This is a genomic window from Parvularcula bermudensis HTCC2503 (assembly GCF_000152825.2).
GTDB classification, from domain to species: domain Bacteria; phylum Pseudomonadota; class Alphaproteobacteria; order Caulobacterales; family Parvularculaceae; genus Parvularcula; species Parvularcula bermudensis.
The window spans coordinates 203933-220181 of record NC_014414.1 but is presented as its reverse complement, the minus strand read 5'-3'; the positions used below and the strand labels follow the sequence as shown (position 1 = coordinate 220181).

14 protein-coding genes are annotated in these 16249 nt (G+C 61.4%); 8 read left to right on the top strand and 6 right to left on the bottom strand.

The window, feature by feature from the left end; all coding sequences use genetic code 11:
• Positions 1-226: 226 nt before the first annotated feature.
• From PB2503_RS01030 to PB2503_RS01020, 3 genes are all read right to left on the bottom strand, one after another.
• Positions 227-748, bottom strand: a complete 522-nt coding sequence (locus PB2503_RS01030) for a hypothetical protein (protein WP_148235145.1) — start codon at positions 746-748, stop codon at positions 227-229.
• 137 nt (positions 749-885) lie between these two features.
• Positions 886-1275: a hypothetical protein gene (locus PB2503_RS01025; protein WP_013299352.1), complete on the bottom strand. Its 390-nt coding sequence runs from the start codon at positions 1273-1275 to the stop codon at positions 886-888.
• Complete coding sequence (locus PB2503_RS01020; RefSeq protein ID WP_013299351.1) at positions 1272-2954, bottom strand: S41 family peptidase; 1683 nt, start codon at positions 2952-2954, stop codon at positions 1272-1274. The genes PB2503_RS01025 and PB2503_RS01020 overlap by 4 nt, the downstream gene beginning before the upstream one ends.
• A 240-nt stretch (positions 2955-3194) precedes the next feature.
• Here PB2503_RS01020 and PB2503_RS01015 point away from each other — a divergent pair, with 240 nt between their 5' ends.
• The 7 genes from PB2503_RS01015 (at position 3195) to gyrB (ending at position 11920) form a co-directional block, all read left to right on the top strand.
• Complete coding sequence (locus PB2503_RS01015; protein WP_013299350.1) at positions 3195-3608, top strand: hypothetical protein; 414 nt, start codon at positions 3195-3197, stop codon at positions 3606-3608.
• 72 nt (positions 3609-3680) lie between these two features.
• Positions 3681-4541 carry a bifunctional DNA-formamidopyrimidine glycosylase/DNA-(apurinic or apyrimidinic site) lyase gene (gene mutM, locus PB2503_RS01010; protein ID WP_013299349.1) on the top strand — a complete coding sequence of 287 codons (861 nt, stop codon included), beginning with the start codon at positions 3681-3683 and terminating at the stop codon, positions 4539-4541.
• A gap of 61 nt (positions 4542-4602) precedes the next feature.
• Positions 4603-4869, top strand: coding sequence for a 30S ribosomal protein S20 (gene rpsT, locus PB2503_RS01005; RefSeq protein ID WP_013299348.1), 267 nt, complete (start codon positions 4603-4605; stop codon positions 4867-4869).
• A 624-nt stretch (positions 4870-5493) separates the two neighbouring features.
• Complete coding sequence (locus PB2503_RS01000; RefSeq protein WP_013299347.1) at positions 5494-7005, top strand: DnaA/Hda family protein; 1512 nt, start codon at positions 5494-5496, stop codon at positions 7003-7005.
• Positions 7006-7106: 101 nt separating this feature from the next.
• Positions 7107-8228 (top strand): DNA polymerase III subunit beta, encoded by a 1122-nt coding sequence (gene dnaN / locus PB2503_RS00995; RefSeq protein WP_013299346.1) that lies wholly within the window; start codon positions 7107-7109, stop codon positions 8226-8228.
• Positions 8225-9352 (top strand): DNA replication/repair protein RecF, encoded by a 1128-nt coding sequence (gene recF / locus PB2503_RS00990; RefSeq protein ID WP_013299345.1) that lies wholly within the window; start codon positions 8225-8227, stop codon positions 9350-9352. Before dnaN ends, recF begins: the two co-directional genes overlap by 4 nt.
• A gap of 144 nt (positions 9353-9496) precedes the next feature.
• Positions 9497-11920, top strand: coding sequence for a DNA topoisomerase (ATP-hydrolyzing) subunit B (gene gyrB / locus PB2503_RS00985; RefSeq protein WP_041534845.1), 2424 nt, complete (start codon positions 9497-9499; stop codon positions 11918-11920).
• Between the two features lie 20 nt (positions 11921-11940).
• On the opposite strand, the gene PB2503_RS00980 is transcribed toward gyrB, so the two are convergent.
• The 3 genes from PB2503_RS00980 to PB2503_RS00970 all read right to left on the bottom strand — a co-directional run bounded on the left by PB2503_RS00980 (position 11941) and on the right by PB2503_RS00970 (position 15177).
• Positions 11941-12864 carry a DMT family transporter gene (locus PB2503_RS00980; RefSeq protein ID WP_013299343.1) on the bottom strand — a complete coding sequence of 308 codons (924 nt, stop codon included), beginning with the start codon at positions 12862-12864 and terminating at the stop codon, positions 11941-11943.
• A 36-nt stretch (positions 12865-12900) separates the two neighbouring features.
• Positions 12901-14523 (bottom strand): SulP family inorganic anion transporter, encoded by a 1623-nt coding sequence (locus PB2503_RS00975; RefSeq protein ID WP_013299342.1) that lies wholly within the window; start codon positions 14521-14523, stop codon positions 12901-12903.
• 165 nt (positions 14524-14688) lie between these two features.
• On the bottom strand, positions 14689-15177 hold the full coding sequence (locus tag PB2503_RS00970; RefSeq protein ID WP_013299341.1) for an Lrp/AsnC family transcriptional regulator: 489 nt from the start codon (positions 15175-15177) through the stop codon (positions 14689-14691).
• A gap of 126 nt (positions 15178-15303) precedes the next feature.
• Here PB2503_RS00970 and PB2503_RS00965 point away from each other — a divergent pair, with 126 nt between their 5' ends.
• Positions 15304-16245 carry a DMT family transporter gene (locus tag PB2503_RS00965; protein ID WP_013299340.1) on the top strand — a complete coding sequence of 314 codons (942 nt, stop codon included), beginning with the start codon at positions 15304-15306 and terminating at the stop codon, positions 16243-16245.
• Positions 16246-16249: the final 4 nt, after the last annotated feature.

The following is a 16249-nucleotide window of genomic DNA, read 5'->3' as shown; positions in this document are numbered from 1 at the left end:
CGCCCCGATGGCAAGGAAGCTTGCCATCTGATGGATACTCCTGAAGCGGATCGCCTCGGCGGTCCGCTTTTTTTGTGTAGATCAGCCTTGTGCTCGGCGGCCAATCCGAGGGGGGCAATAGGCGTCAAAAACCCCCCTCGAGATCGGCAGATCCCGAGGGGGGGTAGAAAGGGCAACGCGCAGAGCCTATCGCGGCTCGGGCGCTCTCTTGGGTGTCGTCAGCGGTTTAGTCGCCGAACCAACGGGCAAACCAGCTACGGTTCTCGGACCGCTCTTCGGCGCGCTGCTCAGCATTTTGGCCGTAATTCTCGGCGCGGTCGGCGAGGGCCTCATTGGCATTGTCGCGCCGCTCGGCCTTATCTTCGGCTCGCTCCCGGGTCGCGTCGTTGTAATTTTCGGCCCGCCGTTGGATGTTGTCACCGAACTGATCAGCTTTCTGACCATTGTCGTTCAGGCGCTCCTCGACATTGTCACCGAACTGCTCAACGGCCTCTCCGCGATTGGCGGCCCGCTCCCGTGCCAGATCGCTCCGACGCTCGGCCCGGTCGTCAAGGCTTTCGCTGCCGGCCTGCGACGTCTCTTGCGCTTTCTGACCGAAGTTTTCAGCCTGCTCGGCGCGCTTTTCGAAGTAATTTTCCACAGGGCCGTCGCTATCTTGGAGCGTAGCGGCAAGAGCGGATGTCGACAGTGACGCTGCCGACAAGGAAAGAAGAGCGATGGCGGTGTTTTTGTAATCTTTATTCATCACGAAAGCCTCCATTTTTTGCTTCCGCCGAATAAACCGGCGAAAGAGGACTTGGTTCAGGCAATGTCGATGAACTTGCTGTAAGCCCAGCCTCTCCCTTCGGCTTTCTCCCTACAGCCTTCTCCCTTCGATGCCGACTATCAGCCCTCGGCGCGACACCGAAGGAGAGGAGGGAGGCGTAGGGGGCGTGGCAAAGGCCCGCCGGTCAGCCAGCATTGCGCCTCGCTGTGCGCCAGGGTCACCGTCTGCGGGCGGGCCAGGCTCTTGCCGGGGGCATTCGCCGAGGGCGGTGGGAGGAGGGGGATCAAGGACGAGCGATGGAGCTCGGTGGGGCCCAGCGCCAGGCTTGGCCGCGCGAGAGCCTCGGCGAGCGTTTGGCGGATCACCGCTCGGGCGTCGTCCTCATCGCCGATCAGCAAAGCCGGCGTGAGAAGGGGGGCGTCGGTCCCGCCCGCCGGTGACGCCGCACAGGCGGCGCTTCCGACGGCAAGTACAAAAAGCAGGCAAAGGCGCAGCGGGGACGGTGTCATTTGGCGGGCCTTACCACATCGCGGGCGCGCCCCGCCGATATGCCTCGATCCGGAATGAGGGGGAGGCCGATGGCGGCACGGGTCGCCACCGCGCCGCTGCGCTGGGGACCTGCGGCCATGGCGCTGGCGAGGGGACTTGTCGGCGTCGCCGGACAGCTGCCGGTTTCGATATAGGTGAGGGCGGCATCATAGAGGGGATCCCCGGCCTCACCGATCGGGTCGGAGGGGGCGGCCTCAATGGCACATCCAGGCAGTCGCTCGCCATAGGGAGCGGGAGAATCGGCGGGGATGAACCCATCGATATATCCCCCCTGACCCTTATCGTTGATCCCCTCGAATTGCAGGGTGAAATAGGTCGTCCCGCAATTATCCGTGGGGAAGAAGCCGAAGGGCTTGCCGCATGTGCCGCCACCGATCACCACGATGGGAAAGTCGATGCCGCGAAGCCCGTTCAGCACCGACTCACTGGCGCTACAGGTTTCCCCCGATGTGAGGATCACGACCCGGTCGAGATTGTTGAGGGTCGGTAGAGCGGTTGTCGCCGTAAGGCTGAAGCCAAGCCCCGTATCATAGAACGGAAAGGGCGTGTTGGGGTCCCCGGTGGTGGGGTTCAACTCCCCTGCATCGTCGTTGAAGCGGAAGCCTTCGAACACCTTGTCGCGGGTGCGTGAGGTCCCGGCGATCATGTAGGAGAGCTGTGAGGCGATGGCGAGAATGCCGCCCGTATTGTACCGCAGATCGAGAATGAGCTCCTCAATATCCGCCGCTTCGAGCGTACTCATCGCATCGAAGATGTCGCGTTCGGCCTGATAGGTGCCGAAGGTGCCAATCCGGATATAGCCGGTGCGCCCCTCGGTGGTGGCGAAGGTTTGCAAATCGTCGACGGCCCCCCCTTTCACCGGAATCGCCTGGGCGGTGACGGTGCGTAGAGCGGCTTCGCCGGGGACCCGAAGGTGGAAATGATGTACCTCCCCTGCCGCCCGAGGATAGAGGGCGGCAAGGGCCGTGCGGCGCTCTGCTTCTGTGGTGATGCCGTGTACGAGATCAATGCCGTCCACCGCGACCAGTTGAGCGCCGGGGACGAAAGCAGTGGGCGCCCGCTCTTGCGTGGCGGTGATCCTTATCTCCCGCGGCGGGGTGGGGCGCACCACGGTGATCGCGGCGCCGTAGCCGATTGAGGCGACGGCGTTGCGACTGTCGAGATAGTCCGCGGTCGGCTGGGAGAAGTGGAATTCATCCTTTGGCTTGCCGGGACGGAACGTCTCTTCGGTCTTCAGGACATCGAAATACGCCGCCGCCGACGGGAAATCGGCAGGGTCCCGATCGATCACTTCATCATTGAACAAATAAGTCTCGTGGGTCCAGGAACGGAGCCAGAATTGTTCATCCCTCAAGCTGCCCGGCTGATCGGGGAAGACATTCCCCTCGCTGTCGACGCCGCTACGGGGGGCGGCACATCGATCCTTGAAGTCATCGGCCGGGGGATACTCTCCCGCACGCCATTGAGGGTCGCCGGCGCTGAGGGGGGGCGAGCTTCCACCACTCCCCCCATCGTCCATCGGCGTCGGGCTGGTGGCCACACCGTCATCGCCGCCGCCCCCGCCCCCTGACGAGCACCCGGCAAAGGGAAAGGTGAGAAGCGCGGCTGCTCCGATAAAGACGGCTCGTACCGCGCGCATAGACTTTTCCCCTTCATCGCCTCGACACGGGCAGTGTTTTGGCCCCATCCTTGCGAAGCTATCGCAACCCTGTCCCCACAGCGATGGCGATTTACCGACATAGGCTTGATAAACCCCTCATCCCTTCGCGGCGCATCATTACCCGGCGTCAAGTCAACTCCATTTTTCAGTTGAAATTCGTTTCTCGCCGTAACATTTTTTGATCAAGCGCCAGATAATAAGGCGTGTTGGAGGAACGTTATGCGGTTGCGAAGACTCATCGGCCTGACGGTTGGCGCGGTGGCCGTGTCCGGCACGGCGGTCGCCGAGGATCGGCCCTACGAAGTCCTGGCGGCGACCCTCGACGGCCGGGTGACCATGGCCATTGTCGATCGTCAGGGCGCAGCGATAGCGATTGAGATCGGTGACGATCGACCGGAAATTATTCAGGGCCTGGCGGCGGGCGCGATCCTTTCGGATTTGAGGGAAATTGTCTCAGGCGAGGGAGACCGGCAATACACCGTCAGCTCAGGCATCGCGTCGAGCGTGGTCAGGCTGAATGGGGATATTCAAACGGGCCGCGCAACCCCCGCCGAAGCGGCGCGGCTGATCGACGACCTCCCCGGCCTGACCATCACACAAAAAGGGCAACTGAAAGCCATTCTTTCCCTGTGACGGTCCTCGTGACGCGGGAAGATGGGCCGATCTACGCTCGACATCGAAAAGCGGGGCAGTAGACCCTCTTCTGTGCCTGAGCTTCCCGAAGTCGAAACGGTCCGCCGGGGCCTTGCCCCCTCAATGGCCGGTGCCATGATCGAGCGGGTTGAGCTTCGGCGCCCGGATCTCCGCTTTCCCTTCCCCAACGGCTTTTCCCAGCGCCTGGAGGGCAATCGGATCTTATCTGTGGATCGGCGGGGCAAATATCTGACCTTGCCCCTCTCCACCGGAGAAACGCTCATCATGCATTTGGGGATGTCCGGCCGGTTTCTGGTGAGCGGTGAGCGCGCGCCAGGTCGCTTTTATCATGCAAGCGCAGGGGATGTTGCGCACACCCATGTGCGGTTTACGTTGCAGATCCCGGCGGAGGGGCGGGGGCATGTCGCCTATGCGGACCCGCGTCGCTTTGGCTTTATGGACCTTGTGGCGAGCGGCGAACTCGCCACCTGCCGTCACTTTGCGCAGATGGGGCCAGAGCCGCTGAGTGAGGCGTTCACGCCAGATCACCTTGTGGCCGAAGCGCGAGGGCGCCGCACGCCGCTGAAGAGCTTTCTTCTGGATCAGTCGACGGTTGCGGGGCTTGGCAATATCTATGTGTGTGAAGCCCTGTGGCGGGCGCGTCTCTCCCCGCGCCGCCTCGCGGCGAGTCTTGGGCCAAAACGGGCGACGCGCTTGGTCGCGGCCATTCAAGACGCGCTGGAAGACGCCATTGAGGCGGGGGGATCGACGCTACGGGACTACCACGCCGCAGACGGGGCGATGGGGTATTTCCAACATCGGTTCGATGTCTATGACAGAGAGGGCGAGCCCTGCCGGCAATGTGGTCGATCGATCAGTCGGTTCGCGCAATCGGGCCGATCGACATTTTCCTGCACCACATGCCAAAGATAGGATTGACGACGCCCTGCTTGGTGCGTAGGGCCATTTGCTCATTTTCATTTGGAGAGTTTCGATGGCGAATACTTCATCCGCCAAAAAAATGGTTCGTAAGATCGAACGGCGTACCGCGGTTAACAAATCGCGCCGCAGCCGTGTACGGACATTTTTGCGGCGTGTCGAAGAGGCGATTGCCAACGGCGATGCGGCGGCGGCGAGTTCCGCTTTTGCCGAAGCGACCTCCGAGGTCCAGCGCGCTGTCAGCCATGGGATCATCCATAAGAATACGGCGTCGAGGAAATTGTCCCGTTTGTCGGGTCGTATCAAGGCGATCGCAGCTTAGTAATCATTGCACGATCAATTTGGTATACGCCCGGCCTTTGGCCGGGCTTTTTGGTATCTATCGATCTAGTGGTGCTGGTCCGAGGGGCGCATTGGGTGCGTTAGTCTCGACTCCTCAGGCAATGTCTAAACACCAATTGTTTTGCGGAATTGGAGCGATTGCTGTGGATAATTAGGGCTGAAAAAAATATTTTCCGGCTTGCGTGATTTCAAACCCAAGCAGTTATGCGGTGTGCTTACCAACGTCGACGAATCAGTTCCCTGTCAACGAGTTTTTCCTCACGAATCACACTTGCGCGCGCTGAGCTAAAAGTCATAGTCTCGTCACAACGGGTAGGGCATCATTTTTCGGTGAGATGCTCGATCGAAGGCAGGTGGGGAGCGAGTATGTTGTTTCGGCTGTGGACGGATCGAATTTCCGACTATCGTCTAACCCAAACGGCAGCGGCTCCTGTGGCAACTATTGACTCATCTGTTAGTGGGGTGCCGTCCTAGGGCGGCATATGGGTTTTCGGCCTTGGCTGAGGTCGCCTTTTAGTATCGCGTATCTTCATCTTTTTTGTCGGAAGTATTGTGGCGTGTCGGGTACGCTGCAGATACTGTTGTCGTGGGAAGAAAAAATATAATGAGCACGGACGATCAAGAGCTTTGCTTTGCTGCGTTCAAGAGGGGGCTTGAAACGCGGTTTGGTGAAATGACTTACAAGAGTTATTTTGCAGGGCTGACATTGCGTGACTGGACCGAGCAACGGGCGGTGATCGCGACGGATAACCGATACCAGGCCGAGCGCATTACCCATTGGTATGCAGACGAATTTATTTCGACGTGGGATGTCCATTGTGGTCGCGTGGAGGAAATTGAACTGACTGGCGGTGCCGGAATGAGATCCGTGATCACCAAGTCAAAGGCCAGCCGAAGTGCGGGAGCTCGGCCCTCAGTGCAATTGAGTGTGGCGCGGCGTGCGGATCGGGCCGTCAGTCGGCCGGTGACGCCCCAATTGCCTCCCCGCAAATCGATGGCGACATCGCCTGTGGCGAAGGAGACCGACCGCCATACAGCGACCGAGCCGACGACCTCGGAAGGGGAAGGGTCGGAACGGTTCAACGACAATTTCAATGTGAGCCAGACGTTCGAGTCATTTTCGGTGAATGACACCAACCGCATGGCGGTTCTCGCCATTGAGCAGATCATCGAAGGGGCGGGGTCCCCGGTGACCTATATCTATGGCGGTGTTGGCCGGGGAAAATCTCATCTCCTCAGCGCCGCGGCGAACCAATTCCTGCGTCGCTATCCCGGCCGTCGATTGATCTTCCTCACCTATGACAGTCTCGTGGCGGATGTGTCCGACGCGATTGTCTCGCGGAGCCTGAAGGAGCTGCGCGCCCATCTGCGTGATACGGATCTTCTGATTTTCGATGACGTTCATATGCTCCGTGGTCGGAAAAGAACGCAGGAAGAGCTGGCCTGCCTGATCGAGCGGCTTGAGCAGATGGGGAAACCAATCTTGGTCACCGGCGCGGTGTCGCCGAAAGAGCTGGCCGAGACGGGTATTCTCTGTCGGCTGACGGATCGGCTGGGCGGCGGGGCCAGGGTTCCCCTCAACAGGCCGGACTATGATTTGCGGCTGAAGATCGCCCAGCGGTGCAGCGATGTGTTCACGCTGCGCACGGGTCTGCAAATGCCCCGGCGTCATATTGAGTATATTGCGCGGAAGAGCGAAGGATGTGTTCGGGAGCTCTTGGGCGCAATGCGTTTTTATGAATTGTCGGTGCAACTCGATCCAACCGTTCTGTCTAAGGATGACCAGGAGACCCAGGCTCATCTGGCGCAGGTGCTGAAATCACGGCGTCGAGAGACAACCCTCGACGATGTGTTCGATGTAACCGCCGATCAATTCGGTGTCGGCAAGGACGACCTTCGGGGCAAATCGCGCAAACGATATCTTGTGCATGCTCGACACGCCTTTGCCCTGGCTGCGCGTCGTCTGACGGACGCACCCCTGGCGGCGATCGGCGGCATGCTGCAGCGCGATCACACGACGGTCATCAACTCGATCACGAAAGGCGAGATCCTCGCCGAGAGCGATCAGGCGTTCGGCGAGAAGATCAGTAAAATCTTTGAGGCATTCGAACAGTAATTCCGTCCTGACCCATGGATTGATGGGCGCGGGTTCTGGCGCCGAAGGGCGGGGTGTGCTTTGGTAACGCCCCACCTTCAGCGAAGGGGTCCGAGGATCCGATGCAAGTCACAATAGAGCGTGCAACGCTACTCAAGGCCCTCCATCACACCCAAAGTGTCGTGGAGCGGCGGAATACCATTCCGATTTTGTCCAATGTCTTGATGCGCGCGCAGGGCGGGTCTCTCGCCCTGACCGCTACGGATCTCGATATCGAAATTGCCGAGACCGTGCCGGCCGAGATTGCCGAAGAGGGGGGCGTCACCGCGTCGGCGGTGACCCTCTACGACATCGTCAAGCGATTGCCGGATGGCGGGCAGATCAGCCTCAACAAATCGTCGGGATCCTCCCGATTGATGCTGAAATCCGGCCGGTCGGAATTTCAGCTGTCGATCCTGCCTGACGACGATTTCCCGACCCTGTCGGACGAGGCGGCGGGCGCCACCTTTACGATCAGTGCCGATGCCCTTGGCCGGCTGCTTGATCGTACCCGTTTTGCCATGAGTCAGGAGGAGACCCGATACTACCTCAATGGGGTCTACCTGCATGCGCTGACCGAAGGGGAGGGCGCGCCGAGCCTACGCGCTGTGGCGACCGATGGGCACCGTCTCGCTCGTCTCGACTCGCCCCTCCCCCCTGGTGCCGAAGCGATCCCCGGTGTGATCATCCCGCGAAAGGCGGTGCTGGAGTTGCGCCGACTGCTCGATGATGCCGACGGCGATGTGGCGGTCACCGTGACGCCCGCCAAGATCCGCTTTGCCTTTGGTGATATCGTCCTGGTTTCGAAATTGATCGATGGGACGTTCCCTGATTATCAGCGGGTGATTCCGTCCGGCAATGACCGGGTGATGAAAGTGGATAATGATGCCTTTCGCCGGGCGGTGGACCGCGTTTCCACGGTGTCGGCCGATAAGACCCGGTCGGTGAAACTCTCCCTGACCGAGGATCAACTCACGCTCCTGGTCAATAACCCCGAAACGGGGAGCGCCACCGATGAGCTGTCGGTGGATTTCAAATCGACCGACCTCGAGGTCGGGTTCAATGCACGCTACCTCCTCGATATCGCTGACCAGATCAGCGGCGAGACGGCGGTTTTCCATTTCGCCGATGCCGCGTCACCGACCCTGGTCACCGATGAAGAGGATGAGGGGGCGCTCTACGTTCTCATGCCGCTGCGGGTGTGACGATCACGCAAGACCGGGTGACCCGCCTCGCGCTCTCCTCATTCCGCTCCTATCGATCGGCGGAATGGCGGTTCGAAAAGCGTCAGACGGCGTTTTATGGCCCGAATGGCGCGGGCAAGACGAATATCCTTGAAGCCTTATCCCTCATGGGGCCCGGGCGCGGCCTGCGCCGTGCCGCCCTGGGGGACTTGACCCGCCAAGGATCGGACGGCGGTTGGGGAATAGGGGTCGATCTTGGCACAGGGGAAGGGCGCCGCCGGTTGGCGCTGCGGGCTGAGGGGGTGCCGCTGAAACGCCATGTGCAGGTGGACGGTGAGCCCGTGCGCTCGACCGGAACTCTTTTAGACAGTGTCCGATTTCAATGGTTGACGCCGGCCCAAGACCGTCTGTTTACGGATAGCCCAGGCGAGCGTCGGCGGTTTCTCGACCGGATGGTCCTGGCGCGATGTCCTTCCCATGGTCGAGACACGCTGACCTTTGAGAATGCCTTGCGCCAACGTCAGGCTGCTCTTGAGGCCGGGTGGCCGCCGGCGATCCTTGAACCGCTCGAGGCGCAAATGGCCGAAGCGGGGATCGCCATCGACGAGGCCCGGCGACAGACGTTGGCCGCGCTCCAGGTGAACTATGAGCGGGTGCAAGAAACCGCCTTTCCCCGTGCTGGGCTGTCCCTGTCAGGGCCGTTCGAGGACATTGCCGGAATACCGACCTTGGCCGCCCGCCGGGAGAGCTATGCCGATCTTCTGGAACGGGGCCGCCGCCGCGACCGGGAGGCGGGCCGAACGCTTTTGGGTCCCCATCGTAGCGACCTTGAGGTCGTTCATCTGGGTAAGGATCAGCCCGCGAGACTGTGCTCCACCGGAGAGCAAAAAGCGCTTCTGATCGGCCTCGTTCTCGCCCACGCCACAGCGAGCTTGGCGGCGACGCAGGCGCCTCTCGTTCTGCTGCTCGACGAAGTGGCGGCGCATTTGGACGAAGACCGGCGCGCGGCGCTGGCGGCGATGCTCGACCAGCTGGCGATTTGCGTCTTCATGACAGGCACTGACCGAGCGCTTTTCGATGCGTGGGGGGACCGGGTGGACCGGCTTCATGTTGACGGGCGTAACACGGTGCCGGGCAGCGAATGATGCCGGCTTGGTGTTGTCGAAAAAACCTCAATATTATCAATATCTTATGGACGTCGATTCGAGGTCGAAACATTGCGGCTTTCCTTGGCTTTTCGTGCCGGAATCGGCTAGCTTACCCCATGCGATTTTCGGATATGAATAGGTATGAGTGAAGCACCGAGTGGCCCCCAAGACGGCGCCACCTCCGCCTCCGAGTATGGGGCGCAATCGATCAAGGTTCTCAAGGGACTCGACGCCGTTAGAAAGCGTCCGGGGATGTATATTGGGGACACCGATGACGGATCGGGGCTTCATCATATGGTCTATGAGGTGGTGGACAACGCCATCGATGAGGCCTTGGCCGGGTATTGCGATACCGTGACGGTTGCGCTGAACGCGGACGGGTCGGTGTCAGTCTCAGACAATGGGCGCGGCATTCCGACGGAGATCCATACGGGGGAAGGGGTGTCCGCCGCACAGGTCATCATGACCCAATTGCACGCCGGCGGAAAGTTCGACCAGAACAGCTACAAGGTCTCGGGGGGCCTTCACGGTGTGGGCGTGTCCGTTGTGAACGCCTTGTCCGACTGGCTCGAATTGGTGATCTATCGGGGGGGAAAGCGCCACCAGATGCGCTTTGAGAATGGCGACCCTGTCGACGATCTCGCCGTCATGGGGGAGACGGATAAAAGCGGAACTGAAGTCACGTTTCATCCGTCGGCAGATATTTTCGCCATCACGGATTTCGATTTCGAGACCCTGGAGAAACGTCTGCGGGAGCTCGCTTTCCTCAATTCCGGCGTCAAGATCGTGCTCACCGATCGTCGACATGTCGATCCGGTGGTGGAGGAGCTTTATTACGAAGGCGGGCTGGAAGCGTTTGTCCGGTATCTCGACAATGCAAAATCGGCGATCATGGGCGCGCCCATTTCGTTTTCGACCGAAAAGGATGGGCTCGTCGTTGATGTCGCGATGTGGTGGAACGATAGCTATCACGAAAAAGTTTTGTGCTTCACCAACAATATTCCCCAGCGGGATGGGGGCACCCACCTTGCGGGCTTTCGTGCGGCGTTGACGCGAGTCGTCAATAGCTATGCGCAATCTTCGGGATTGCTGAAAAAGGAGAAGGTGAGCCTATCGGGGGACGATGCGCGCGAAGGGCTCACCTGCGTCCTGTCCGTCAAGGTCCCGGACCCGAAATTCAGCTCTCAAACAAAAGACAAGCTCGTCAGTTCTGAAGTCCGCCCCGTCGTGGAAAGCGCGGTGGGCGAGGCCCTCAATATCTGGTTCGAGGAAAATCCCGGGGATGGGAAGCGGGTGGCCCAAAAGGTGGTCGAGGCGGCCGCCGCACGGGAAGCCGCCCGACGGGCGCGGGAATTGACCCGCCGCAAAGGGGCGCTCGACATTTCCTCCCTTCCCGGGAAATTGGCCGATTGCCAGGAACGGGATCCCGCCAAATCCGAGCTATTCCTGGTGGAGGGCGATTCCGCGGGCGGCTCCGCCAAACAGGCGCGCAATCGGGAAAACCAGGCGATCTTGCCCTTGAAGGGGAAGATCCTGAATGTGGAACGCGCGCGTTTTGACAAGATGCTGTCAAGCCAGGAGGTCGGGACCCTGATCACGGCGCTGGGCACCGGGATCGGCAAGGACGACTTCAATATCGACAAGCTCCGCTATCACAAAATCGTGATCATGACCGACGCCGATGTCGACGGCGCCCATATCCGCACCCTGTTATTGACCTTTTTCTATCGCCAGATGCCGGAAATTGTCCGTAGGGGGTATTTGTATATCGCGCAGCCGCCTCTTTATAAGGTCAGTCGCGGGAAGTCCGAGCAATATCTTATCGACGAAAGCGCTCTTGCCGAACATCTGTATTCTGAGGGGATGGATGGGGCCAAGCTCCGGCTTGGGTCCGGTGAGGAGCGGGCGGGGCAGGATTTCGCTGCCGTCGTCACCGCCGCCCGGGCCTCGATGCAGGCCGTTGCCGCCTTTCCCGACAGATTTCCGCGCAAGGTGATCGTGCAAACGGCCCTTTCGGGATTGATGGGGGGCACCCCGCTGACCGAAGCGTTGACGCAGAAACTCATCGATCGCCTTGATATGACGTCAGAAGAATATGAACGCGGATGGGCGGTCACGATTGAGGGAGGGGACGGGCTCGTCATCTCCCGGACCCTGCGCGGCGTTGAGGAGCGCCATCATCTCACCGGCAATATTTTGCAGAGTGGCGATGCCCGGCGCCTCGCCAATGCGATCGCGCCCCTTGTGCCGGTATTCGAACAGCCGGCGTTTTTGCTGCGGAAAGACGACGAGCTCGTTGTGTTCGGCCCCGGTCGCCTGCTGGATGCGATCCGCGAGGCGGGTCAAAAAGGGATCTCCGTCCAACGCTATAAGGGTCTTGGGGAAATGAACCCCGAGCAGCTTTGGGAAACCACGCTTGATGCCAATGCGCGGCAATTGCTGCGGGTCGAAATCGAGGAAGCCGATCAGGCCGATGACATCTTCAGCCGTCTGATGGGCGACGTGGTGGAACCGCGGCGGGAGTTCATTCAGGAAAACGCCCTCGCGGCGGAGCTTGATATCTGAGCGGTGCCGCTCATGGCGGTTCAGACGACTTTTTGTCGACGATAAAGGCGACCATCGATCAGGCTCAACCCGATGCCGATGATCGCCATCCCCATGATTTGTGGGGCGGTCAGGGCTTCTCCGAGGAAAAGGAGGCCCAGGATGATTGCCGAAATCGGGATCAGAAAGGTGACCAGCACGAGATTGGTCGCCCCGACCGTCGATAACAGATGAAAATAGATGATGAAGGCCAGGGCGGTGGAAAGACTGGCAATCCCGATAATGCTCAATACCGGCCCCCATCCGGGCACGGATTGCCCAAATGAGCCGTCGACCTTTAGGGCGAGGGGGAGCAGCAGGAGGGACGACATGGTCACCTGGCCCGCTGCCGTCACGGTCGGCCGTACGCCCATGGCGGCGAACCGGCGACCGAACACACTGGCGCAGGCATAGGAGAAGGTGCCGCCAAGAATGGCGATTTGCCCCCATAGGGCGCCGCCTAGTCCCTGAAGGGCGGTGGGACCGATCATCACCGCCACCCCGCTCAACCCGACCGCGACCCCAAGCAACTTTCGCAGGGTCAATCGTTCATCGGGGAGCAGGAGGCCGGCAAGCAGGATCGTAAAGAACGGCGTTGTGGCATTCAGCACAGCGGCGAGCCCAGAAGAAATAGTCGTCTGCCCCCAGACGATAAGGATGAAGGGAATGGCGTTGTTGGCCACGCCCATGACCGCGAAGGCGGCCCATATGCCGGCACTGCGAGGCACTGGCATCCGCCGCAGCACCACCCACAGCCATAATATCACCGCCGCGAGGGAGACCCGCAGAGCGACGATCGTCAGGGGGCTGAAAGCTGTCAGCGCCACCTCGACGAAAAAGAACGATCCACCCCATAGGAGCGACAGGAAAAGGAGAAGCAAAAAGGCGGGGAGGTCGAGGGCCTTGATCACAGGGGCTTGGGCCACGTCTTTCTCCCTGCCCCTGTCCAGGGGCGGTGGTTTTCAGTGGCCGCCGCCCATGGCGCCGGTCCTGACCGAATAATCGACAGCGATCCCGTATTCGGGGTCGTCATCGGCATCCACGATCAATTGCTCCGCCTTGCGCAACAATTGATGGCAATCATGGGAGAGATGGCGGAGCTGCAGGTGCTTGCCCGCCGCCTCGTATTTCGCGGCGACATCTTCGATCGCTTGTAACGCCGAGCCGTCGACGACACGGCTCCGGGCGAAATCAATCACAACATTTTCAGGATCGTCCTGTGGGGTGAAAAGATCCCGAAAACCGTCGGCCGATCCAAAGAACAGCGGCCCCTCCAGTTTATAGACCCTGCCCGTCGGCTGATCGACGATGTTGGCGTGCATCCGGCGGGCATTATTCCAGGCATAGGCGAGGGCCGAAACGATCACCCCCACCACCACGGCCACGGCCAAATCCTGCCACACGGTGACGACCGTGACGAGCACCACCACCAAGGCGTCGGTTCTGGGAATTTTCGGCAGGATACGGAAGCTGTGCCAGGCAAAGGTGCCGATAACCACCATGAACATGACGCCCACCAGCGCGGCGAGGGGGATTTGCTCGATGAGCGGTGCTGCGAAGAGGATGAATGACAACAAAAAGAGGGCTGCGGCGATCCCGGACAGCCGCATCCGGCCCCCGGAGCGGACATTGATCATCGACTGCCCGATCATGGCGCAGCCGCCCATGCCGCCGAACAATCCGGTGGCGGTGTTCGCCATGCCCTGGGCGACGCATTCTTTCGACGCACCGCCCCGCTGCTGGGTGATCTCCCCCACCAGATTGAGGGTCAGAAGGCTCTCAATGAGGCCGATCAGGCCAAGCACCACGGCATAGGGCAGGATGATTTCGAGCGTCTCCCACGTGAAGGGGACAGCGGGAATGTGAAAGCTTGGCAGGCCCCCCTCGATGGAGGCCAAATCCCCCACCCGCGGCGTCTCAATGCCGACCAGGATGACCAGAATGGCGGTTATGCCGATGCCCGCCAAAGGGGCCGGGATCACTGTGGTCAATTTCGGCAATCCCCAAATGATGACCATGGTCAGGCCCACCAGGCCGAGCATGATGGCCAGCGGCAGGCCGGACAGCCACTCCCCCCCGGACATGCCGTGACCGGAGGCTTCGGCGGTGCCGGGAACTTGGAACTGGCCCAACTGCGCCATGAAGATCACGATGGCGAGGCCGTTCACAAAGCCGAGCATAACAGGATGGGGGACCAGCCTGATGAATTTCCCCCAGCGCAAAGCGCCGACGACGATCTGTAATACGCCCATCAAAATGACGGTCGCGAACAGATATTCTACGCCATGCTCTGCCACCAGGCTCACCATGACCACGGCCAGGGCGCCTGTTGCCCCGGAGATCATGCCGGGGCGGCCGCCGAAAATGGCGGTGATCAAGCCCACCATGAACGCCGCATAAAGCCCCACCAGGGGATGGACCCCCGCCACAAAGGCAAAGGCCACGGCCTCGGGCACCAGGGCCAGGGCCACGGTCAGGCCCGATAGGAGTTCGATCCGGATCTGGCCAGAATCCAGATCGCTCGGACGGGTGCGGGTGACGGCGGACAGCCGATCGGCCAAGGCGGCAAAGCCGGATTGGATCATGGTAAGTCCTGTCGCTGGTCGGAGACGCAGGCCTTACCGTCGATATTGCTGCGGTGCAACACATAGCCTGCCAGCGGGGCCGAGGCTCGCCTTCAACATGGCGGGCTTTCTCCTCCGCCCCCAGGTGATCGCCCACCGCCTCGACCCTTCAAGGGCGCGCGTAGCTTACGGGAGGGCGCCCGTGTCCATGGGGAGCATGCCGCCGCTCTTGATCTCTTTCATCATCACCACGGTGACGATTTTTTGCAGCGGCAGATCGCCGTCAAACAGGCTGTCGGCCAGGACGGACCAGCGATCCATATCAGAAACAACGAAGCGGACGAGATAGTCGTAGGAGCCCGAAACCTGGAGCGCTTCGACGACTTCGGGCATCGCGCGCAGGGCGACTTCCACCGCCCGCACCCGGCGCAGATCGTGGGTCGCCAAGGTCAGCTCCGCGAACACGGTCACGGGCAGGCCAAGGGCGCTGGGCGCGACGCGGGCCGTATAGCCGCGAATGACGCCGGCGGCCTCGAGCCGCTTCACCCGCGCAAGGCAGGCGCTGGGGGACAACGCCACCTTTTCCGCCAATCGCTGATTGGTGAGGCGGCCATCATGTTGCAGCTCGGCCAAAATGGCGCGGTCGATTCTGTCAAGCGAACGCTCTGCGGGCATCGGCCTCTCCTGCCGCAGATTATGCGGCGAATGACGGTAAGAAGCGCGCCACATACGGCGCAACATCCCTTATCTACTGAATATCAGGGCCGCAAGTTGTGCGGCTTCTTCATTCATGGAGATCCTATGCGCATCGAGCATCCGGCGGCGGGGCTGTGGCCCTCCCTTGCTTTGGCCAGTGTGGCGGCCCTTTGGGGCGCCACTTTTCTGCTGACGCAAATGGGCATGGACGGCGCCGGCCCGTTCAGCATCGTCGCCTTGCGGTTCGGGGCCGCGGCACTGATCCTTGCGGCCCTGCGACCTCAGCAGATCCGCCGGATCACCTTCTATGAGCTTAAAGCCGGGATCCTCCTCGCGGCCGTCGCCCTGGTCGGCTACGGGGCCCAGGCCGTGGCGCTGCAAACGGCGCCCAGTGCCAGGGTCGCCTTCCTCGCGGCGCTCTATGTGCCGATCGTCCCTGTGATCGGCCTTGTGGTGTGGCGGCGACCGGTGGCCGCGCCGGTCTTTATCGGCGCCCTTTTGGCCCTGGGCGGCATTGTGGCGATGTCCCATGGCGGCGCCCATCTCGGCCTCAGCGCGACGGACGGCCTGGCCGCCCTCAGCGCCGTGAGCATCGCCGCCGAAGTGTTCCTCCTTGGTCTCGTGATGCGACGGGCGGATCCGCTGCGGGTAAGCTTTGTCCTGGTCTTGGCGATTGCCCTGATGGCGGGCGGCGTGGCGAGCCTGTCGGGGGAGGCCGCGCCCCGGTGGGACGGCTCGCTTCTGACCGTGGTCGCGATCTTTGGGATAGGCACGGCCTACAGCCAGACCATTATGGGCTGGGGACAGGCGCGGATCAGCCCGGAGCGGGCCTCCTTACTCTATGCGACGGAGCCTCTCTGGGCAGGGGCCCTTGGCCTGGCGGTGGGCGAAGCGTTGGGCACCGGCGACATTGTCGGGGGCGCCTTGATCGTCATGGCCGTGGGGATCAGCGCGATGCGGCGCCTCCCCGCCCTGCCGCTGCCCTTGCGTCGATCCTTGCGCGCAAATCGCCAATCCCTGTTGGAAACCGGCAACGGCGCGCGATAAGGAG

Bases quoted from the DNA above. Each gene is read 5' to 3' on its own strand.
- PB2503_RS01025 (WP_013299352.1), bottom strand. From the start codon at position 1,275: ATGACACCGTCCCCGCTGCGCCTTTGCCTGCTTTTTGTACTTGCCGTC.
- PB2503_RS01020 (WP_013299351.1), bottom strand. From the start codon at position 2,954: ATGCGCGCGGTACGAGCCGTCTTTATCGGAGCAGCCGCGCTTCTCACC.
- PB2503_RS01015 (WP_013299350.1), top strand. From the start codon at position 3,195: ATGCGGTTGCGAAGACTCATCGGCCTGACGGTTGGCGCGGTGGCCGTG.
- rpsT (WP_013299348.1), top strand. From the start codon at position 4,603: ATGGCGAATACTTCATCCGCCAAAAAAATGGTTCGTAAGATCGAACGG.
- PB2503_RS01000 (WP_013299347.1), top strand. From the start codon at position 5,494: ATGAGCACGGACGATCAAGAGCTTTGCTTTGCTGCGTTCAAGAGGGGG.
- dnaN (WP_013299346.1), top strand. From the start codon at position 7,107: ATGCAAGTCACAATAGAGCGTGCAACGCTACTCAAGGCCCTCCATCAC.
- gyrB (WP_041534845.1), top strand. From the start codon at position 9,497: ATGAGTGAAGCACCGAGTGGCCCCCAAGACGGCGCCACCTCCGCCTCC.
- PB2503_RS00975 (WP_013299342.1), bottom strand. From the start codon at position 14,523: ATGATCCAATCCGGCTTTGCCGCCTTGGCCGATCGGCTGTCCGCCGTC.
- PB2503_RS00970 (WP_013299341.1), bottom strand. From the start codon at position 15,177: ATGCCCGCAGAGCGTTCGCTTGACAGAATCGACCGCGCCATTTTGGCC.
- PB2503_RS00965 (WP_013299340.1), top strand. From the start codon at position 15,304: ATGCGCATCGAGCATCCGGCGGCGGGGCTGTGGCCCTCCCTTGCTTTG.